Genomic DNA, 20,481 nt, shown 5'->3' on the forward strand with positions numbered 1-20,481 from the left:
TATGCCGCAGGTGCAAGCCTTGATCGGCCACTCTATTGGGTGGCGCGTCAACACCAATCCTACATCGGGAATCCGCCGATATAATCGGCAGATTCAGCCTATTCGTTTTGCACGGCGTTGTTCCTTTTTCGTCGGCAAGCGACTTGGCAAATTTGTTGCAGGTTGAAAAGGGCCATAAATGAAAGGCGGGGCAGGGAATAGCGCGTTCTTATAGAGGCCTGTTCCCCAATTTACGCGCTTATCCCGACTTGCCCCTCCGTGGCAAGGAATCTCGAATTACTCAGGAGTCCTGCTTGAGCGCCTTTGCCAGGGTCCGCGCCAGCTCCGCTGCGGATTGCGGGTTTTGACCGGTAATCAGGCGCCCATCCTTGACGACGAAAGATTTGAACTTTTCGCCCTCCTGGTAATTGGCCCCACTGGCAGCAAGCTGATCCTGAAGAAGGTAGGGGGCAACTTCGGTCAATCCAGCAGCCTCTTCCTCTGCATTGCTAAAGCCAGCCACCTTCTTGTTCTGAATGGCTAGTTTGCCATCACTGCCATAGATATTCAGCAACGCCGCCGGCCCGTGGCATACGGCTGCCAGGAAGCCGCCGTTCTCATAGATCGCGGATCCGATCTTGTTTACGGCAGCACTTTTCGGAAAGTCCCAGGCAGTACCATGACCACCTGCGAACAGTATTGTCTGGTATTTCTCCGGGTCCACCTCGGCCAGCTCAATTGTATTATCGAGTAGGCTGCGGGTTTCTAGCGACGCCAGAAATTCGCGGTTGATGGCGTCGTCATCGCTCAGACTGCGCGGATCGATTGGCGCCGCACCGCTCGCAGATGGCGGAAGCCCTTCGGAAGAAGCAGGCAGGCGATCGTTTCGACGTCTTTAGTGCGGGAACGTCTCCCGGGGAAATTGATCCTTTTGCTGTTTCCGCGCTCGAGCGCCTTGGCGTGGACGCGAGCGGCTTGCGTCCAAAGTCTTTGGACACCTTTGCCGGAGAACCCTTCGACTTCGTGATATCGCTATGCGACAAGGCATCTCTGGAGTGTGAACCCCTGGCACTGGGAGAGCGCTTCATGGCCTGGAACTTTGAAGACCCCAAGAGTCGAGGTGGCCCCAATCCGTACAATGTCACACTGAATGAAATCAGCGAGCGCATCAAGTTGTTCTTGCTGGTGATCGATAAAGAGGTGAAGGCTTGATCAGTCTTGTTCAGTTCTTCAAGTGTCTCTCAGATGAGACTCGCTTGAACGCGACACTCCTGATTCAGAAAGAGGGCGAGCTGTGTGTCTGCGAGTTGATGGAAACATTGGGGGAGAGCCAGTCGAAAATCTCCAGGCACCTGGCCCAGCTCCGCAACTGCGGCATCCTTACCGATACGAGGCGAGGCCAATGGGTGTTCTATTCCGTTCAATCCGATCTGCCTGATTGGGGTATTACCATGCTTAAGCAAGCCTGCGAGGCCCATAAGGTCTGTTCTTGACATTGGCGGTTAACTGGCTGCTCAAGCCATTTACGATGGCTGCTTTGGGCTGGCTTTTTTCCGCGTGGTGTTCGCAGACCTCGTCGATCCGCAGACAGCGGCTGAGTATATCGCCGGCATGATTCTGCTTGGTGTTGCACCTTGCACTGCCATGGTATTCGTTTGGAGTCACTTGACCAGGGGAGATGCCAATTACACGTTAGTGCAGGTATCGGTCAATGATCTCATCATGATCTTCGCATTTGCACCAATTGCGGGGTTTCTACTCGGCGTCACCGACGTCACCGTACCCTGGGATACGCTGCTGTTATCAGTCCTGCTTTATGACGTCATTCCCCTGGTTGCCGGCGTGATCACGCGCAAAATACTGGACAGGCCCACCAATCACGCCCGCCTGAGCCACTTTATCCATAAACTGAAGCCGATCTCGGTAGCCGGGCTATTGGCGACCGTGGTGCTGCTTTTCGGCTTCCAGGCGGAGACCATTCTGGCGCACCCCCTGGCAATAGTGCTCATCGCAATTCCGCTATTGATACAGACCTACGGAATTTTTGCTATTGCCTACGGCGCGGCCAGGGCACTGAAGTTACCGCACAACGTTGCCGCACCCGCGTGCATGATTTGGACGTCTAATTTTTTCGAGCTGGCTGTCGCTGTTGCCATCTCGCTTTTTGGTCTTCATTCAGGCGCGGCGCTGGCTACCGTTGTGGGCGTATTGGTGGAAGTCCCCGTTATGCTCAGTTTGGTGGCATTCGCCAACCGCACCCGTCACTGCTTTGATGGCGTACAAGTTGAAGTGCAGTGAATCAAGAAGATTTGCCCAATGCCGCGAAGGACTGATTGCAGCCCACCGATCGGCAGCGTTTACCTGACATAACAGGGGGGCGGACCAAGTCGCCAATCGTATGCCTGGACGGCACACTGCGGCCTTGCCATTTCAGCGGTCTGCCAGCGAAGAGGCAGCCAGAGTTCCGCAGGCTTCCGGAGCGGAGACCTGGACCATCAATTCGACCCGGCGCAATCACAGGCATGACGGGAGCTATACAGGACTAAATAAACAATATTCAGTCCTGCATATATGCGGTGCCAGGAAAGTATCCCTACCTCTTGGGTAAGCTATCGTCGATACTGACTACGCGACGATCGTAGAAAAAGTGGGCGTTGGATGCTAACGATTGGGGCAAAATGTCGTTGTTACATCTTTTGAACAACAGTTGCGATACAATTTTCCAACCCATGCCATTAGTGTTGTACAAAACATCCCCGCAATGCTTGCAGAATATTCTCTTCATCCGCTTGGTTGGATGCTGGAATTCCACAATGTCGTCAGCGCCCCTGGTGATTTGCAGTTGGTCGGGATCCCATGCCAGTACAGAGTGGTAGGGAACCTGGAGCAGATCCCGGCAGTCTTCGCAGTGACAATAGGCGTGCACTTTCGGGGCCCCAGTCATGGTCGCTTCCACGGCGTTGCAGTCGCAGTGCACTTTGTAGGTTTCGCTCATTGTTTTCTCCGAAATTACAAGTTAGGAAGCCGCAGCGGCTGCGTGAGGTGCTTCCAGGTAGTTGTCTACGTCGACGGCGAGGATACGTTTGAATGTCAGGTAAACGTAAACCAGCATGCCGAGTGTCATACCGATTAGCGAGTATTCAATTCGGGACAGGAACGAGCTGCCGACAGTTATGCCAATACAGATGAACGTATTCGATACAATAGCGCGTCGCCAGATGGGAAACGCGTACCAATATGGTATCTGCTTGCCAAGGTAAAAGAATACCAAACCGGTAATCGCCAGCAAGGCAAAAGTCGGGCGGTCAAGATCACCAAGAATGGCGTGCCTGATCATATTGGCGAGGATCAACAGGCCCATGCACAACAGCAGGTGGGTAAATATCAGGATGTTTCCACTCGTCAGGCGCTTTGCCCGCTCAAGGGTTGGGAAGCTATCGAAATAGATCCACCATATGGCGCCAATCAACAAAAACCCGGTGATTGAAGAGGCCGTGCTGTACAGATCCCACTGCTCATGATCTAGTGACCCCACCATGGCGATCAGGGACTCGCCCAGAATGATAATAACCAATAGACCAATACGTTCTACCAGGTGAACCTTGTCCACAGGCTTGCTATTTAGCTTGTGTCTGAGGAGGATTTGTAAGCCGGCGTCGATAATGATGCCGAGGTAGAATACGACGAACTTCGCCGGCCCGGAAATCAGGGCTGCACTCATGCTCACCAGCGCGCCTACGGCAATTGCCGTGCCGACATCCTTGGCAAAATGGACGTACTGCTCCTTGCTGCGGTGGATAGTCCAGTACAGGTAGGCCAGCATCAGGCGTATCGCGCCGTATAAAAGGGCAAAAAGTGCAAAGCCCTGTTCCAGGCTGCTCTCGACAAAGAGTGACAGAACAACCAGTAGTGCCATGAGACACAGGCTAAACAAGCGGTGCTCGCGGCTGTCCTTGTCGAAGCGGTTGGAATACAGGGTGTGCGTCATCCAGATCCACCACACCGGGATAAATACCAGCGGAAAGCGTAACAATTGCTCCGCGCCAATATGTCCGTTGTGTGTATGGGCCAGGTCGTGCGTGACAACGCCGATTACCGCAACGAATACCAGGTCGAAAAACAGCTCGAGCCAGGTAGCGTGGCGGCCGGTAGAGCGGTAAAGGCTGACTACTGACATCATATCCTCCGGGAATCAGCGTTTGTTGGGGTGAGTCCAGGCGAATGGCTGCATCGCCGCATCGACTTCCGTGTGCGCCAGTGCGTTGGTGAAGTTGGAGATCAACTTGGCCGAGAGCCCGGTCAGGACCTCCAGTGCCTGGCGCTTGCTGAATCCCGCACTCAGGAAATTATCGAGCTTTTCATCGCCGATATGGCCGCGCTGGTCGAGGAGACTCTTGGTAAAATCGTGCAACGCCTGCAGCCTGGCATCGGGCAGGGGAGTGCCATCGCGCAATGCCTGGATTACGTCTTCGGGCATCTTGGCCGACTTCATCATCCACGTATGCCCAGGCACGCAATAATGACAGTCATTTTCGAAGTTTGCCGTCATGAACACCACCTGTTGCTCGAGTGGCGTGAGCGTTGTGTTCTTCATGAACAGGGAAATGGTTGTATTGTAAGCTTCATAGGTTGCCGGGGCTTCTGCCAGTACTTTGTGCAGGTTCGGGATCATGCGGAATGCCTGCAGTGATTCCTCCATCAATGGCTTTGATTCCTCGGGCGCATTCTCAATATCGTAATAGGTAAACATTGGATCTCTCCTGGATTTTTTCATCGTGAGTTCAAAGGGTCTGAAGCGCGTGCAGGTAGGTCGCAGTCTCCTGGGCACCCGACAGTAACTCCTTGCCGCCGATTACGATCGCGGGAACGCCGCGGAAACCCTGGGAAAGCCAGCGCTGTTCGGCCTGCTCCAGCGCCGTTACATGCGCCGGGTCCTGCAACACTTCCGCCGCCGCCAGCGGATCCAGCCCGACAACCTCCACCAGCTTTAACAATGTGGCGCTGTCGGAAATGTCCTGGCGTTTCGAGAAGTAGGCGGCAAACAGTGCCTCTGCCAACGCGTTCTGTCTTCCCAGCGGCGCGGCCCACTGCAGCAATAGGTGTGCCTCTCTGGTGTTGAACATCTTCATTTCGTCGAAGTAATCGAACGAAAAGCCAACCTCTTTGCCCAGCTGCGCAATTCTCTTCCTGGCTTCAATGCTGCCGTTCAGTGTTGTGCCGTACTTGCCAGCCAGGTGCTGGCGAAGGTTTTCACCCGCGGCCGGCATCTGCGGATTCAGCTCGAACGGGTGCCAACGGATGACCGTGTCATCCTCGAGTTCCGCCTGCCGGATTGCCAGCGACAGACGCTTGTAGGCGATCGCACACCAGGGGCAAACGACATCGGATAGTATGTCGATCGCTATGCTGCGAGTTTCCATTGCGATTAACGCTTCTCTTCGACAATGATGGCGATGACTTTCGTATCGCCGGTGTTTGTGACCTGGTGGGACCAGGCCTGGTGCCACATCACATGGCCGTCGGGAATGTCGGACTCGAACGATTTGCCGTCGCTTTCGCTGATGGTTATCTTGCCGCCTTTTTCGAAGTAAACGGTTTCGTTGCGATGGCTATGCACGATGTCCGCTTCACCGGGATTCAGAACCATTTTCAGAACCAGCACCCTGTCGTTCTCCAAGAGCAGTTCATATTGGTCGGGTGAGGCAATATGTGCTGCCTGGTATTCATTCGCCAGTGCCGCGGAAGAAGACAGGGCAAGCGCGGTAATAAAGGGCGTAAATATGCTTAGCGTCTTTCTCATGGGTAAATAACCTCGTATATCGACTCTAACCGCGGGCCATCGACTGGCCCACGGTATGGTGGCCATCCTGTGATGAGTGCTAGAAAGTGCGAATGAGCTTCTGGTTGACGAACTCCATAATGCCCAGGTGGCCAAGCTCGCGACCGTAACCGGACTTTTTCACACCGCCCATGGGCATGCTCGAATAGGTCCAGGAGATGTGGTTGACGAACGCCGTTCCGGATTCAATCTGTTCGGCAACCCGGACTCCGCGGGCTTCATCGGTTGTGTATACGGAACCGCCGAGGCCAAACTGGCTGTCATTGGCGAGCGCAATCGCTTCCGCTTCATCTTTTACAATGAATACGCAGGCCACAGGTCCGAAGATCTCTTCATCAAAGGCCGGTGTGCCGCGGCCGATGTTGGTGAGGATCGTCGGCTCGATAAAGGCACCATCTCGCTTGCCGCCTACGGTCACCGTGGCTCCGGAGGCGACAGAACGGTTTATCTGGTCTTCCACCTCTATTGCGGCTTTCTCCGTGCACAGCGGGCCATAACCCGTGCTTTCATCAAGTGGATCTCCAGCCTTCAGCTCCTGGAAGCGCTTCGTGACACGAGTCAGGAACTCATCGGCAATGGACTCGACCAAGATGATCCGTTTGGCGGCAATACAGATCTGGCCGCTACAGCTCAATTTGCCTTCCAGGAATCGTTCCACGGTTACGTCCATATCTGCATCATCGAGAACGATGAAGGGATCGACACCGCCGAGTTCCATCACGGTTTTCTTCACATTCCGACCGGCCTGTTCGGCCACCTTGGCACCACCCGCATTGCTGCCGGTGAATGAAACACCCTGAACACGGTCATCATCAATTACCACACCCGCGCCGCGAGCGGAAACAACCAGGTTCGTGTAGGTTCCCTCCGGTGCGCCGGCATCCCGCATAAGCTGCTCAAACGCTTTTGCGCACTGGGGAACATTGGAGGCATGCTTGGTGATAACAACATTGCCGGCGATCAGGTTCGGTGCGGTACAACGAGATGGCTGGTAGAAGGGGAAGTTCCACGGTTGAATACCGTAGATGATGCCAACCGGCTGGTTGATCATGGTTCCTTCGCCGTCTCTCGTTGAGATTTTCTGTGGCGCCAGGAGTTTCTCACCTTCGTCCGCATAAAAATCATATATTTCCGCACACAGTTCGATTTCGCCACGTCCATCGGCAAGTTTTTTTCCCATCTCCATGGCCATCAGCTGTGCCAGCTCTTCCTTGCGCTCGCGAAACAGCTCAGCCGCCCGACGCAATACCGATGCACGCTCGGAAAAGCTCTTGTCTTTCCACACCTTAAATGCTTCATCGGCTTTGCCGATGGCTGCATCAATTTCTTCGGGCGACATTTCCTCGTAAGTAGCCAGAAGTTCGTTGTTGTATGGGTTGACGGATCGTAAAGTCATATCAAAATCTCCGGTACATCTGGCTAGAGTTAGAAAGTTTCTTCGATATGGGCGCTGAAGCGCGAAAAATCGCTTTCAACATCCGCATTCTTCATCACGTCGTAGCACGCAAAGGTCTTCAGCGGCTCCATGCCGAAGAAGCGGAAGTTCATATGCATCGGGAAAAACAGATCGTCGACACTCTTGCCCTGGAACAGGTATTCGTTTTCGTCGTTGAACGATTCTTCCGGGGCATTGAAGGTCAGGGACAACATGTACTTCTTGCCGTTCAGCGTGCCGCCGGCACCGTAGTTTTTCTTCGGGGCGTCCGCGTGGCGACCGTCGCCATTACAAAGCTGACCGCCCATTCCCGCGGTGTAGACTTCGTCCATGTACTTCTTGAAGGTCCAGGGCACACCCATCCAGTTCACCGGGCTCTGCAGCAGCACTACGTCGGCCCATTGATGGTTTTCCAGTTCCCGGGCAACATCCCACTCGTTATCGATATTGACGACACGAGTCGTGTGACCCTTGGCTGTGATCAGTTCATCTGCCATCTGTACCAGGGCGCCGTTCAGGCGGCCTTCGGAGAAGGGGTAGTGGTGGTGGGCGTTGATGATCAGTACGTTGCTCATAGCGATTCCTCTGGTGTGTGACTCTAGGTGAACTTTGTACACCAGGGATACTATGGTAACCTTGTCGGCGTGTTCAATTAGTATACTTTTGGTAACCACCCCGGTTGTGCGAGGTGAATCGTGGAAAGCTATGTAAAGACCGATGAGAAGGGCCGCAAAAGCGTGTACAACGCCTGCATGGAGCCCTGTGCGGTCGAAAAGGGTATGCGCTTGATCGGCGGGAAGTGGACCGGCTCCATTATCTATCACCTGAAGGATGGACCCGTCCGTTTCAACGACCTGACGCGGATGTTGGGGGGCGCGAGCAAGAAGATGATTGACCAGCGGCTGAAGGAGCTCGAATCCAATGGCATGGTCATTCGAACGGTGATTAGTGACCGGCCGCTCGCGGTGACTTACGAACTGACCGAGTTCGGTTGCTCCGCGCTCGACTTCCTCGAGCAGCTGCGAAAGTGGTCTGAGCACAACGCGCTTTGACGGGGGCGCCAACAATGAGGCCTATGGGTCGGCCTATAGCGCCTGCTGTTCCATGTGTATTTGCTTATAAATATTATTTATAAGCTGTAGTTTGCGTTTGCATGGCGCCGCCAATCGCCGATGGGCCGGGAGGCATTCTCCGGCCCGTGGCAATGCTTCTTAAAATGTTTCTTCAATTACTCGGGAATCCCGCTTCAGCGCCGGCGCAAGAGTTCGGGCCAGCGCCGCTGCGGATCTTGGTCCGCAATCGGGCGCCCATCTCTGTCGACGACAGATTTGCACGCTTCTCGCGCTTGGTGTTTGGGCCCACTGTCAGACAGTCGGTCCTGAAAATGGGAAAGAGGCAACGCCGGTCGGTCTATATAGTCGAGCAGGGCGGATGAGCGCCGAGCAAAACGACGAGCAGCAGCGGCGGGATGAGGTTGCTGCATCAGGGGCGCTATCACCAGTCCCTGAACCGAGACGTGCTCCTCCCCCATTCTTATTCCGATATCTTCGCTTGATATAAGTCGCTGATCTTAGCCGACGAGCCGTCGCGCGACTTGCAGAATCGAGCAACTATTGCCCAGATTTGAGATAACCGAAATCCTGCTTCCGCCCCCAAAATCCCTTCCAATGAGTACTGCCGGGTGAGCTGACAGTGCCCTTAGTGCGACCACTTCCAGCTCCGCAACGACGAAGAAATCCCTCTGCCCCGAATAATACGGATATGACAGGGCGAACTTTTGAAGATGAGAACAGATATGAGCGATCTCTTTACTCCGCTAAAACTCGGTGCCGTTTCCGTGGCCAACCGCGTCCTTATGGCTCCGTTGACGCGCTGCCGTGCCGATGCAGACCATGTGCCGACCGAGCTGATGGCTGAACACTATGGCCAGCGCGCTTCTGCGGGCCTGATCATTGCGGAGGCCACCATGGCGATGGAAGGCGCTTCGGCATTCTGGCGGGAGCCGGGCATCTACTCAGAAGCCCAGGTGGTCGGTTGGCGAAAAATTACCGATGCCGTGCACGCGAAAGGTGGAAAAATCTTCCTGCAGATCTGGCACGGCGGTCGCGCCTGCCATCCACTGTTGAACGACGGCCGTGAGCCGGTCGCCCCAAGTGCGCTGCCGATTACCAACGACGAAGTTCATACGCCGGAGGGCAAAAAACCCTATACCGTTCCACGCGCGCTGCGTGATGACGAGATCCCGGCAATTGTCGAGGGCTTTGCGATAGCCGCGGAGAACGCCAAGCGCGCCGGGTTCGATGGCGTCGAGGTTCACAGCGCTAACGGCTATCTGCTGGACGAGTTCCTGCGCGATGGCGCGAATCGCCGGGAAGGGCCCTATGGCGGGCCGATTGAAAATCGCGCGCGCCTGCTACTGGAAGTGTTGGATGCCGTCTGCGAAGTATGGGGCGGGGACCGCGTTGGGGTCCGCCTGTCGCCACTGAACAGCTTTAACAGCATGAAAGACAGCGATCCCGTCGGCCTGGTCACCTGGCTGGCCCAGCGCCTGAATGATTACGGTCTCGCTTATCTGCACCTGATGCGCAGCGACCTGCTGGACGAACAGCAGGCGGATGTGATTTCACCCGTACGACAACACTACCGCGGCAAGCTGATTTTGAACATCGGGTACAGTGGCGAGGAGGCCAATGCCGTCATAGCCGCCGGTCAGGCGGATGCCATCGCATTTGGTGTACCTTTTATTGCCAACCAGGACCTTCCTCGTCGCCTGCGTGAAGGGGCGGATCTCAACGAAGCGGATCCATCGACTTTCTATTCGCAGGGTGCGGAAGGCTATATCGACTATCCCTCACTGGCAGAACTGGTTGAAGCTTGAATAAGTTTGCGGGAGAGGAGTCTCTCCCGCCGTCCTTAGGATTTTACTTATGATTTATCTTGTCGCCACGATCAAGACAAAGCCGGGCTGCAGGGACAAGGTGCTGTCAGAGCTCTTGCGCGTGCAACCCACGGTGAAGAAGGAAGAGGGCTGTTTGCAATATGAGCCCCTGGTAGATGAAGTGAAACTGGTGCCCAGGCAGGCGGACTATCGGGAAGATGTCGTTACGGTCGTGGAACAGTGGGCCTCGGTTGCGCATTTGGAAGCGCATTTTGCCACCGCCCATATGCAGGAATATGGGCAAGTTGTGGAGCCATGGGTGGCGGACGTCAGCCTCCAATTGTTGCGCGAAAATATTGATTAATTTCATTTCCAAAAAATGTCCCCACTGTAATGCTGTGGAGATAGGGCAGCCTTAAGCTCGGTGCTGCGGCGCGACCTGGAGGTGCATACTACATGGTAGGCCGACGAACCGCGGCCTCATCAGGATGACTTCTTCAAGAAACATGGTGGTGCGCAAGCGCACGCCGCGTAATTCGACAAGCAGATGAGGGTCGCCCGCTCATCGCGGGGCGGTCCAACCTTTGCGGCCCGAGGCGCCGAAAATGCCTCTCACATTACTCCCCACGACAAACTGATTAAGTTCACTTAGAACGTCTATTTGGCAGACCTTTTCCGCTAGTCTCATTGTGTGACCGTTCCTTCCAGGGTTGAGGAACCGAGCTGTTAACAGCGCAGAAACATGAATCTACCATGGAGCACAGCGAGTGATTAAGTGTGCGAAGTCCGATTTGTTTCGCAACATGTGTTTCTACCTAAAATCCTGGAAAAACTATCGCGGAGCAAATTTCTATCCAGGCGTAGGTTGCCCCGCCTTGTTTAAACGAATACCAGGAGATCGATAAAGTGCGCACCGTAAAAGCCTATGCAGCCACCAAAGCCAAAGGGGAGTTCGAGCCGTTTGAGTTTGAGCTCGGTGACATCGAACCGGACGAAGTCGACATCTCGGTCGAATCCTGTGGTATCTGTCACAGTGACCTGAGCATGCTGGATGATGAGTGGGGCATGGCGCAATACCCACTGGTTCCCGGACATGAAGTGATAGGAACAGTTTCGGCTATCGGCGACCATGTGACGCACCTGAAGGTCGGGGATCGGGTCGGATTGGGGTGGCACGCCGGCTATTGCATGGTGTGCGACCAGTGCATGGGGGGTGATCACAACCTCTGTGCCAGCGCGCAGCCCACTATTGCCGCCCGGCATGGTGGTTTTGCCGACACCGTGAGGGCAAAGGCGCCGAGCGTGGTGAAAATTCCGGACGGTCTGGACCCCGCTGAGGCCGGACCGCTGCTATGTGGCGGGATTGCAGTCTTTAATCCCCTGGTGCAATTCGATGTGTCTCCCACTGCCAATGTCGCCGTCATCGGCATCGGAGGACTCGGTCATCTGGGCCTGAAGTTTGCCAATGCCTGGGGCTGCCACGTGACTGCATTTACGTCACCATCCAAGCAGGAAGAAGCACTTGCGATGGGTGCACATGATACGGTCAACTCGCGGGATCCAGACGCTATCAAGAATGCTTCCGGCCGTTTTGATCTGGTGCTGTCGACGGTCAATGTGCAAATGGACTGGAATGCAATCCTGGCGACGCTCAAGCCGCGCGGGCGGCTGCAAATGCCCGGCGCCGTCAACGAACCTTTGGGTATCAACGTGCTTCCGCACATGATGTTCAACCAGCTCTCGGTGGGGTCTTCACCGGTTGGCGCGCCGGTAGTAATCCGTCGAATGCTGGATTTTGCCGCACGGCACAATGTGACGCCCGTCAATGAACATTTTCCCATGAGCAAGGTTAACGAAGCCTTCGAGCATCTTCGCAGCGGAAAGGCGCGCTATCGCATTGTTCTCGACCGCGACTGAGTGGATCCTGAAAGGAAGAAATCCGATATGAACAGTATTCGCCGCCGCACCGGTATCAAAGTCGAGCTCTAGTGCATTCATACATCTAGGTGCCGATTGGGGAGATATTGAATGTAGAAAGCAGATACTCAATGACGATATCCTCCAAATTTTAGGACGTGCCCGGAAATACGATCGGGTTAAAACCGATACTGTAGTGTAAGTTCCGTAAAGCCGAGATCCTCCGAAGGCGCGGTTTCACGCAGGAATTTCTCTGGCTTGCCAAAAGTATGTATCGCGGTGAATACCAGGCCGCGGCAGAACGTATACTCGGCGGTTAGCGAAAGCGCGGTAGCTGCGAAGTGCGCATCGCTGTCGTCCGGCCCGCGAATTATCTGGCCGGCGGGGCTGTAGAGCCCATCCTCAGTCTCCAGGCGCCAAAAAAAATTCAAGTCCACAGTGAGAGCCAGTGCCTCTATCGGCTGCAGGTAGAGAAACGTGTGGAAGTTGTAAAAGTTGCGGGGGCCGAATACTGCCGCTTCGGAAAAGTAGTTTCCGCGAGGGTAGAGCGGGTTGAATGTACCCAGATCGCTATCGTCCAGATCGTCGTCACCGCTGGCAATATTGATGCTGATCTTCACGGCGGGCTGCCAGTGGATGTCTGCCCACCGATGAGTCGTCTCCGTGGCCAGGGTCCAGGCGTTGATGTCGCCGCTGCCAAAACGGCCGAACTGATATAGGGTCTCCCAGTTCCAGGACCAGTTGCCCGCGTCACCCCAGTAGCGGGCGCCGAAGGAGTGTCGATCTTCATGCTCGGTGCCCTGGACATAAGTCGAATCTTCGTTTTCGTAACCCAGGTAGTAGAGATCAAGATTGCCGCGCAGGTTTCCGAAAGGGGGCAGTGGTTTTTGGAAAACGCTGTAAATGCCCCAGAGCGCCTGGGTGTTGTTGGTCTTGTCGTCGAAGACGCCGCGACGGTCGAGCCGCGGCCGCGCAGCGACGACATCCACTCGCCAGCCCTCGCCAATGACGAAGCCGCGGCCCCCATCGAAGGTGCGCCGCACATTGGGCCCCTCACGGACGTCCACCAGGCGCCCGGAGCCGAGTACTATCTCCTGGCGCCCCAGGCGCAGCGTCGCTTCGCGACCATCCCTTCCGCCCGGGCTCAGGTCGACGAAGGCGTTCTGCCACTCGAGCTTGTCTTCGTCCACGGGGCTGGAGCCTTCCGCGCGTCCGGCCTCGAGCGCACTGGTGAGCTGGCCAAAAAAACGCAGATGGCGGTTCCAGTGCAGATCGCCAAACAGGGAGTAGCGCTGCAGCAAGACGCCACGCTTGTCTTGCGGATCCTGGCCGTAGGTCGGGTTATTGGTGTACTCGTAGCGCTGCCGCACCTCGCCGCCGATGGTCAGGTAGCGGTCGGGGTCGTCGTCGAACGGGATGTACTTCCAGCAATCCGGCCAGCTATATGGCCGCGGCACAGTGCGCAAGTACGAATAGTCTTCGTCAAAGCGCAGCTTCTCGATGGCCGGGGGCTCCCCCTCCTGGGCAATCCCCGGCTCACCGATTAGGAGTGCGATGGCTGCTATCGCAGTAGTTTCGTAGCGCATGGCGTCAGGCGAGATCGAACAGCAGCAGCTCCGCGCCGCGAACGCTGTGCAGTTCCAGCTTGTGCTCGCCGCTGACCGCGGCACCACCACCCGATTCGAGTCGGTGACCGAACTGGGTGATGGTGCCGCAGGTGACCTGCATCCAAGTGTGCCGGCTAGGGCGCATGGTCTAACGCCGGTCCATGTAGTTCACCGGTGACCACTCCGGAAGGGCGCGCAGGGCCGGTTTGCGGTATTGCGGAAAGGCGTCGGAGGCATACTGGATTTCGCCGTTGACCACGGTGAGGTCGGCGCCGGTATCCAGTAGCTCGCGTTCTTGCACCTTGAGGATGTCGCGGTCGAGGATCGCGAAGTCCGCCACCATGCCCGGCGCAATGTCGCCCTTGCTGTTTTCCTCGCCGGAGAACCAGGCGGAACCCTTAGTGAACAGCTCCAGTGCGGTGAGGCGATCGAGGCGGTTGTCCGCGTCATACAGCTCGGTGCCGCCGACGGTGCGTCCGGACACGGCCCAGTAGTAGGTGGCCCAGGGATTGAAGCTGGACACGCGGGTGCCGTCGGTGCCCAGGCCCACGGGAATGCCCATGTCCAGCATCTTGCGCATCGGCGGGGAGCGGCGCGCGGCTTCTTCGCCGTAGCGCTCGATAAAGTATTCACCGGCGAAGGCCATGCGCCCCTGCACCGCGATACCGCCGCCCAGCGCCTTGATCCGCTCGAGGTTCTTGTCGGACACGGTTTCCGCGTGGTCGAAGGCCCAGCGCACCTTGCTCAGCGGCTGGGTCTCGTTGACCTTTTCCAGCACATTGAGCATGCGCCCGATGGACTCGTCGTAGGTGGCGTGGATGCGGAAGGGCCAGCCATTCTTCACGTGCAAGCGGACCACCTCTTCCAGCTCCTCTTCCGCCTGGTCTTTGAGGTCCGGGCGGCCGGAGGTGAAATTCTCGTAGTCGGAGCCGGACCACACCAGCAGCTCACCACCGCCCTCGATCACATAGCCGTTATCGTGGTCGCTGTGAAAGTTCTGGTCGTGGTGGTAGTCGGCCATCCACTCTTCAAACTGCTTGCGCTCCTCGCCCGGCTTCTGCGGGAAAAGGAAAGCGGACACGCGCATCGGCAGCTCGCCGTCCTTCGCCAGCTTTGTCGAGGCTTCGTAGTCCTTGGGGAACTGGTGACCGCCGCCGCCGGCATCCACGGCACTGGTTTCACCCAGGCTCAGCAGGTGGCGGTAGAACTGGATGGAGGAGTTGTACTGCTGCTTCCCGTCCAGCGGCGGCAGGGCACCGATGGTGCGGTAAAGGATCATCGGGTTGGGGTCGGCGATTAGTCGTCCGGTGGGGTTGCCGTCCGCGTCGCGCTCATAGCGGCTGCCTTCCGGCGCCACGCTGTCTCGGTCTATGCCCAGTGCCTCCATGCCGGCCTTGTTGAGCAGACCACCCGAATAGAGGAAGAGTACAAAGACGGGCGTATCCGGCGCGGCCTTGTTGAGTTCCGCAACAGTAGGCATACGCTTTTCCTTGAACTGGTAGGGGGACCAGCCGCCGATTACCCGCACCCACTGGCCCTTGGGTGTGCGCTTGGCCTGTTCGCGGACGAGATTCAGTGCCTCCTCAAGGCTGTCGATACCTTCCCAGCGGGTTTCGCTGTTGTAAAAGCGGCCACCGCGCACCACGTGCAGATGGGAGTCATTGAGTCCGGGAATCACGCGGCGCCCTCCGGCGTCGATGACTTTGGTGTCCTTGTCTTTGTCCGCCAGCAGGCTGGCGGCGTCCTTGCTCACCGCGGTGAAAACGCCGTCTTCCACGGCGAATGCGGTCAGGTTTTCGCCACCCTGAAAACTTGTGACCTTGGCATTGGTGACAATGAGGTCCGGCGCCGCCAGTGCGGAGGTGGCGCAGCTGATGCCGAGGGCAAGAAGGAGGTGGGGTAGGGCTTTCATACAGTTTTCTCCTTTTCGGTAACGAAAACGCCCCGGAGCGGGCCGGGGCGTCTTGGCGATTTACTGGCCTTCTTTGGCGCTGAACATCTCTTTAGCGTAGATGATGCCCAGACCGTAGCCACCGGCGTGTTCCTTGGCGATGTTGGTTACGGCCGCGTACGTTTCGCCACGAGCCCAGTCGCGCTGCAGTTCCAGCAGGTACTGTACCCAGGTGATCGGTTTGGCACCGGCCTGGATCATGCGCTGTACCGCCATGTCGTGGGCTTCTTTGCTGACACCGCCGGATGCGTCGGTGACGAAGTAAACGTCGTAGCCGTCTTCGATTGCGGACAGTACCGGGCCAACACCGCAGACTTCAGTCCACAGGGCGGCAATCACCAGTTTCTTGTTCTTGTGCTTCTTGACCACATTCACGACGCGGTCATCTTCCCAAGTATTCATGGTAGTCCGGTCGATCGGGGTCTGTTTCGGGAAGACCGCCTGCAGCTCCGGGAAGAGGGGACCACTGAAGGACTTGGAGGCCACGGTGGTCAGGATGGTCGGCACATTAAACGCCTTGGCGGACTTGGCCAGGCCAGTCACATTGTTGCGAACGTCCTGCACGCCGTGGGAGCGGGTGGCGAAGGCCATCTGCGGCTGGTGGTCGATCAGGATCACCGTGTGGTTATCCGGAGTCAGAAGGCTCTTGGCCGGCGCAGCGGCCTGTACCTGGACAGAAGCGGAAGCCGCGGTGATCAGGCCGACAGCCGCGATCGCCGCTTTGAATTTCTTGCTGATGATACCCATAGTCGTTTCCTCAAAGGTTGTTCGCTAATAAGCGTTCTGTGTGGTCATCACTGACCGTCGGGGCGCAGATTACTGGCGCTGCGGCGGGGTGAAAATTTGATAAATCCGAGGGTGTGTTTCGAAAATTTAGAAAAAGCCCGGGGCATGGGGCTTCCGCGGCGGTTTGGGCCTGTGAGTGCGAAATGAGAGCCGATAGAGGAGGGGGCGCAGCACAAGCGAACTTCCACCAAAAATGATCTTTCTATTTTGTAGAATCTATCTTTAATTTTTATCTTATTTTTTTCTAATCAATAGAGGTTAGGCTGTCACGATCTGGTTGGAGATGGTCATACAGTCCTTTTCGAGCCCCCAGAGTGACAGGACCTATCATTTCCTACGATTTGAAAAATTCCCAAAGGACTATTCATGCAAAAGACAACCCTGGAACAGTGGCGCATGTTCAAGGCCGTAGTGGATTACGGAGGGTTCAGCCAGGCCGCCCAAGCGGTTCACAAGAGCCAGTCCACGGTGCACCACGCAGTCGGCAAACTGGAAGAGAGCCTCGGCACGCCCCTGTTTAGACTGGAAGGGCGCAAGGCCATCCTCACCGACAATGGCGAATTACTGCTGCGTCGCGGCAGGTTCCTGCTCGAAGAAGTTGAACGCATTGAAACAGTCGCCGAGTCGCTGAGCACAGGTGTGGAGGCGAGCCTGAGTATCGCTGTGGACAGCGCCTTTCCCCAGGAGTTGGTTTTCTGTGTTCTAGAAAGCATTTCCATAAAGTTTCCGCAACTCAAAGTAGAAGTGGTGGAGACAGTCTTGTCTGGTGCCAACGAAGCAATCGCAGAGAGGCGCGCCACATTGGGCATATCACCGATCATGATGGATAGCGGCTTGAATGAAGAAATCTGCCAGGTGGAGTTTGTTGCGGTGGCAAACCAAGGGCACCCATTGCATCTGCTGGGACGCCCACTCACCAATGAAGACTTGAAAACGCACCGTCAGATTGTCGTGCGGGATTCCAGCACAGGAGCCTCAGTAAGCGCGGGCTGGCTTGGCTCGGAGCAACGCTGGACGGTAAGCCATATGCGAACCTCTGTCGATTTGGTGTGTAAGGGACTCGGCTATGCGTGGCTGCCGTTACCTTCTATTCAGCAGTACTTGGATGAGGGCTTGTTGCTGCCGCTTAACCTGGAGCGGGGGAGTCGCCGGACTGTGCCGTTCTATTTGAACTACGCGGATAGTGACAGCCTTGGTCCAGCCGCTCGAGAGCTGCTGGGTGAATTGCGTTACCAGACGATGGATATGCCTACGTAAATTATTTCGGCCAGAGAGCAGCGAACGCATTGCAGCTAACCGCCGCCCGGATTTCGCTGCAATACCAATAGAGGTTTGAGCCAATTCTCACGAGACCAGAAATACTTATGCGTTATTTCATTTTTCTTCTGACTGAATCTTTCTAAACCATCCGGCAAAAATCAGCGAAACTGCAATCGCGATGACCATCGCAGCGTAGGCCTGCGCGCCGTGCCAGTGCAACGATGGCAGGTCTACCAAGATCAGCCTGGTGTTGCCGCCCGGCACTATGGCAACTGCCACGCCCATCATATAGCCACCGACGACTCGACGCAGGGCGGGACGCACTGCAATCGGAACAATCGAGAATCGCTCGGCGGTAACGCCGCCCAAGACGGCGCCGGCAATCAGTAGCACCAGAACCAGCCAGCTGATTGCACCATACCCGCTGATGGGGGTAGTGATTCCCGGCCACTGTCCCGCCAGCATCAAGAGCGAAATGTTGCACAACATCAACGCCCATACAGCGAGCGCCGGATGCCAGACTCCGTGGGACCAGACGTGCGCTCGCCAGGCCCGGAGATGAATCAGCTCGCGCAGGTTCAACAATGCCATCAGGGCCAGTCCGGCTCGCAACAGCCAAGTCGCGGCCGCATTGTCTTGCTGGTTGCTTGATAAAGACGCTATGGGCTGCGTATCCAGCGTGAACTCGAGTGTGCCATAGCCGGCGGCAATTGCTGCGAGGGTGAGGGCGAAGGACAGGTCGCCGCTGCCGAGGCGTGCCACTGTGCCAAAAGCGCAACTGCCATTGATGGTGGCGCCGACGCCGAATAGCGCGCCACCGAATATTGGCAATATCCAATCATGCCCAGGAATTACATTCAGACCGCCAGCCTCGAGTAGCGGATGCGAGTAACCTAAATATTGGAAAGCGCCCAGCAACAGCATGGACCAACCGGAGCAATGCAGAAAACTGTTGAAGCGTGTCCAGCGTTTTTTCTGAATGACTTCTTCAATGGCGGCGACCGCGCACAGTGAGCCGCGTTGTGTCACCAGGCCCGCAAATAGGCTGAGCACGGCCACCAAGGCGAAAAACACAAAGTCGGACAGATTCATCAGCCAGCGGGACCGTAATCGATACAGCACAAGAGCATTTAGAGGCTAGCGCAATTTCGCCAGGGGGGCGCTGCTATGCCGAATCGCGCCTTGGTTGGGCACACATTGGCAGCCACCCTTGCCCATCACTACGTGCGCATAATATAGATTATGTTAAATGTGGTATGGCGGTTACTCTCCTTGGGATATGCTTGTGCGATGCCAGCCGCTGGCTAAACACACCCTTCTCGACAATAAACAACAAGAAATGCCGGCTATGAAACCAATTTCCCTGCCGTTCCTAACGATTTTCACTTATGTTTTGTTGTCATCTAGCCCTGCTCTCGGCCAGCAGGCCCCTGCTATAGCGATAGAAAATGTATCCATCATCGATATTGCGACGGGATCGATTGGCGAGCATCGGCGCGTACTCATTGAGGGCAATAGGATCACGGCGATCTCCAGCGCTGGTAGTGAGCCGCTTTTAGAGGCAACCCAGGTCCTCGACGGTAGCGGCAAATTCCTCATTCCTGGAATGTGGGATATGCACGCGCATATCGGCTCCGATGAGATGAGTCGGAAAAGCATATTGCCAATGTTTATCGCGCATGGTGTCACCGGGCTTCGTATCCTGCAGGGAGACTGTCCCGAACCTTGTGACGCTGTCGATGCGCCAATCGCCCAGATTCGACAGTGGCAAAAGGATATTGAATCAAGCCGGCAGATTGGGCCAAGGATGTTTTCTTCCAGCTACATCGTAGGAAGCTCTCCAGCAGACCCGCGAGAGACCGATCCTTGGCGGCCTTCAACCCCCGATCAGGCTCAAGCATTCGTTCAAATGGAAGCCGCGCGTGGCGTAAATTTTATCAAGGTGCACAATCTGGTTGCTCGAGACGTGTACTTTGCCTTGGCCGCTGAGGCGCAGAAGCAGCAAATTGGGCTCGTTGGGCATGTTCCAGGCGCAATTACTGCCACCGAAGCGTCAAATGCCGGACAAGAATCCATTGAGCATCTATTCGGTGTTATTGAGGAATGCACTGGTGGAGGCAAACAAATCCGCGATGACCTGAGAGTAAAATTGCAAGGCGACGTCGATCTTGCCAATGCAGCTCTACAAGAGATGATCCGTCGGTACGACGCCCGTCGCTGTAAGGGTCTTTTTGCGACTTTCGAAGCTAACGAAACCTGGCACGTTCCGACGTTGATTATTTATAACCATGAGCGCGTCCATACCTGGCCGTTAGACCCGAAGAATCAATATGTATCGGCGAAGCTTCGGGACCAGTGGCTGCAATGGCAGGACTGGGAGCTGGCATTTTTTGGCAAGGATCCCGATTCTTCGAAACTCAGGAACCTGCTGGGCCGCATAGTCTTTGAGATGGAGCAGGCTGGTGTGGGCCTTTTAGCGGGAACCGACGCAAACTGGTGGGGAATCTATCCGGGATACAGTCTCCACGAAGAGCTGGAGCAGTTGGTTGGGGCCGGCTTGACCCCGTTCCAGGCCCTGCGTACAGCCACTCTTAACCCTGCTATTTATCTGAATCTTCAGAATGAGATGGGTACAGTTGAAGTTGGCAAGATTGCTGATCTGGTCCTACTCGAAGGAAATCCCCTTGACGAAATTCGCAACACGCGCCGGATCCATGCGGTAGTGGCCAATGGACGTCTGTTCACAAAAGCGGACATAGAAGTCTTATCGAGTGATGTAGTGAACTACGTTCGCGATTCTGGTTTTAGTGAAGCCTCGGCTCATTGAGG

Annotated in this window: 21 protein-coding genes and 1 pseudogene; 9 read left to right on the forward strand and 13 right to left on the reverse strand. The window is 56.1% G+C overall.

Annotated elements, in window-relative coordinates; genetic code table 11:
- Positions 1 to 280: 280 nt before the first annotated feature.
- On the reverse strand, positions 281 to 856 hold the full coding sequence (locus BUC36_RS01240; RefSeq protein WP_084535440.1) for a type 1 glutamine amidotransferase domain-containing protein: 576 nt from the start codon (positions 854 to 856) through the stop codon (positions 281 to 283).
- Between BUC36_RS01240 and BUC36_RS01245 the strand changes: the two genes are divergently transcribed.
- From BUC36_RS01245 to arsB, 3 genes and pseudogenes are all read left to right on the forward strand, one after another.
- A complete protein-coding gene (locus tag BUC36_RS01245; RefSeq protein WP_073270666.1) occupies positions 826 to 1,191 on the forward strand; it encodes an arsenate reductase ArsC in 366 nt (121 codons plus the stop codon). The two genes, BUC36_RS01240 and BUC36_RS01245, sit on opposite strands and share 31 nt — an antisense overlap.
- Positions 1,188 to 1,472: a metalloregulator ArsR/SmtB family transcription factor gene (locus tag BUC36_RS19135; RefSeq protein ID WP_073270668.1), complete on the forward strand. Its 285-nt coding sequence runs from the start codon at positions 1,188 to 1,190 to the stop codon at positions 1,470 to 1,472. Before BUC36_RS01245 ends, BUC36_RS19135 begins: the two co-directional genes overlap by 4 nt.
- Positions 1,460 to 2,277: pseudogene (gene arsB, locus BUC36_RS01255) on the forward strand (ACR3 family arsenite efflux transporter); the annotation flags it as partial. The gene BUC36_RS19135 and the pseudogene arsB, both read left to right, overlap by 13 nt.
- A gap of 295 nt (positions 2,278 to 2,572) precedes the next feature.
- Here the strand turns inward: arsB and BUC36_RS01260 are convergent.
- The 7 genes from BUC36_RS01260 to BUC36_RS01290 form a co-directional block, all read right to left on the reverse strand.
- The gene (locus BUC36_RS01260; protein WP_073270670.1) at positions 2,573 to 2,974 is read right to left on the reverse strand and encodes a GFA family protein; all 402 of its coding nucleotides are present in this window, start codon (positions 2,972 to 2,974) and stop codon (positions 2,573 to 2,575) included.
- 21 nt (positions 2,975 to 2,995) lie between these two features.
- Positions 2,996 to 4,156 carry a low temperature requirement protein A gene (locus BUC36_RS01265; protein ID WP_073270673.1) on the reverse strand — a complete coding sequence of 387 codons (1,161 nt, stop codon included), beginning with the start codon at positions 4,154 to 4,156 and terminating at the stop codon, positions 2,996 to 2,998.
- Between the two features lie 15 nt (positions 4,157 to 4,171).
- Positions 4,172 to 4,729 (reverse strand): carboxymuconolactone decarboxylase family protein, encoded by a 558-nt coding sequence (locus BUC36_RS01270; RefSeq protein WP_073270675.1) that lies wholly within the window; start codon positions 4,727 to 4,729, stop codon positions 4,172 to 4,174.
- A gap of 31 nt (positions 4,730 to 4,760) precedes the next feature.
- A complete protein-coding gene (locus BUC36_RS01275) occupies positions 4,761 to 5,399 on the reverse strand; it encodes a DsbA family oxidoreductase (protein ID WP_073270677.1) in 639 nt (212 codons plus the stop codon).
- A 5-nt stretch (positions 5,400 to 5,404) separates the two neighbouring features.
- Positions 5,405 to 5,779, reverse strand: a complete 375-nt coding sequence (locus BUC36_RS01280) for a cupin domain-containing protein (protein WP_073270679.1) — start codon at positions 5,777 to 5,779, stop codon at positions 5,405 to 5,407.
- 79 nt (positions 5,780 to 5,858) lie between these two features.
- Entirely contained in the window at positions 5,859 to 7,214 is a 1,356-nt protein-coding gene (locus tag BUC36_RS01285; RefSeq protein ID WP_073270681.1) for an NAD-dependent succinate-semialdehyde dehydrogenase, read from the reverse strand.
- A 29-nt stretch (positions 7,215 to 7,243) separates the two neighbouring features.
- Entirely contained in the window at positions 7,244 to 7,828 is a 585-nt protein-coding gene (locus tag BUC36_RS01290; protein ID WP_073270683.1) for an NAD(P)H-dependent oxidoreductase, read from the reverse strand.
- 120 nt (positions 7,829 to 7,948) lie between these two features.
- Here BUC36_RS01290 and BUC36_RS01295 point away from each other — a divergent pair, with 120 nt between their 5' ends.
- The 4 genes from BUC36_RS01295 (at position 7,949) to ahr (ending at position 12,048) form a co-directional block, all read left to right on the forward strand.
- Positions 7,949 to 8,305: a winged helix-turn-helix transcriptional regulator gene (locus BUC36_RS01295; RefSeq protein WP_073270685.1), complete on the forward strand. Its 357-nt coding sequence runs from the start codon at positions 7,949 to 7,951 to the stop codon at positions 8,303 to 8,305.
- A gap of 743 nt (positions 8,306 to 9,048) precedes the next feature.
- Positions 9,049 to 10,131: an alkene reductase gene (locus BUC36_RS01305; RefSeq protein WP_073270689.1), complete on the forward strand. Its 1,083-nt coding sequence runs from the start codon at positions 9,049 to 9,051 to the stop codon at positions 10,129 to 10,131.
- A gap of 49 nt (positions 10,132 to 10,180) precedes the next feature.
- Entirely contained in the window at positions 10,181 to 10,495 is a 315-nt protein-coding gene (locus BUC36_RS01310) for a putative quinol monooxygenase (protein WP_073270691.1), read from the forward strand.
- 542 nt (positions 10,496 to 11,037) lie between these two features.
- The gene (gene ahr, locus BUC36_RS01315) at positions 11,038 to 12,048 is read left to right on the forward strand and encodes an NADPH-dependent aldehyde reductase Ahr (protein ID WP_073270693.1); all 1,011 of its coding nucleotides are present in this window, start codon (positions 11,038 to 11,040) and stop codon (positions 12,046 to 12,048) included.
- Between the two features lie 179 nt (positions 12,049 to 12,227).
- Here the strand turns inward: ahr and BUC36_RS01320 are convergent, their stop codons facing one another.
- From BUC36_RS01320 to BUC36_RS01330, 4 genes are read right to left on the reverse strand one after another with little or no spacing between them, the layout of a single operon-like run.
- Positions 12,228 to 13,634, reverse strand: a complete 1,407-nt coding sequence (locus BUC36_RS01320; protein ID WP_073270695.1) for an alginate export family protein — start codon at positions 13,632 to 13,634, stop codon at positions 12,228 to 12,230.
- 4 nt (positions 13,635 to 13,638) lie between these two features.
- Entirely contained in the window at positions 13,639 to 13,800 is a 162-nt protein-coding gene (locus BUC36_RS18930) for a pirin family protein (RefSeq protein ID WP_268778185.1), read from the reverse strand.
- A gap of 3 nt (positions 13,801 to 13,803) precedes the next feature.
- Positions 13,804 to 15,567, reverse strand: coding sequence for an amidohydrolase (locus BUC36_RS01325; protein WP_073270697.1), 1,764 nt, complete (start codon positions 15,565 to 15,567; stop codon positions 13,804 to 13,806).
- Positions 15,568 to 15,627: 60 nt separating this feature from the next.
- Complete coding sequence (locus BUC36_RS01330) at positions 15,628 to 16,353, reverse strand: hydrolase (protein ID WP_084535446.1); 726 nt, start codon at positions 16,351 to 16,353, stop codon at positions 15,628 to 15,630.
- A gap of 405 nt (positions 16,354 to 16,758) precedes the next feature.
- Here BUC36_RS01330 and BUC36_RS01335 point away from each other — a divergent pair, with 405 nt between their 5' ends.
- Entirely contained in the window at positions 16,759 to 17,649 is an 891-nt protein-coding gene (locus BUC36_RS01335; RefSeq protein ID WP_073270699.1) for a LysR family transcriptional regulator, read from the forward strand.
- A gap of 117 nt (positions 17,650 to 17,766) precedes the next feature.
- On the opposite strand, the gene BUC36_RS01340 is transcribed toward BUC36_RS01335, so the two are convergent.
- Positions 17,767 to 18,744, reverse strand: a complete 978-nt coding sequence (locus BUC36_RS01340; RefSeq protein ID WP_073270701.1) for a YeeE/YedE thiosulfate transporter family protein — start codon at positions 18,742 to 18,744, stop codon at positions 17,767 to 17,769.
- A 256-nt stretch (positions 18,745 to 19,000) separates the two neighbouring features.
- Between BUC36_RS01340 and BUC36_RS01345 the strand changes: the two genes are divergently transcribed.
- Positions 19,001 to 20,479, forward strand: a complete 1,479-nt coding sequence (locus BUC36_RS01345) for an amidohydrolase family protein (RefSeq protein WP_073270703.1) — start codon at positions 19,001 to 19,003, stop codon at positions 20,477 to 20,479.
- Positions 20,480 to 20,481: the final 2 nt, after the last annotated feature.

It is taken from the genome of Microbulbifer donghaiensis, from assembly GCF_900129095.1.
Classification (GTDB): Bacteria; Pseudomonadota; Gammaproteobacteria; order Pseudomonadales; family Cellvibrionaceae; genus Microbulbifer; species Microbulbifer donghaiensis.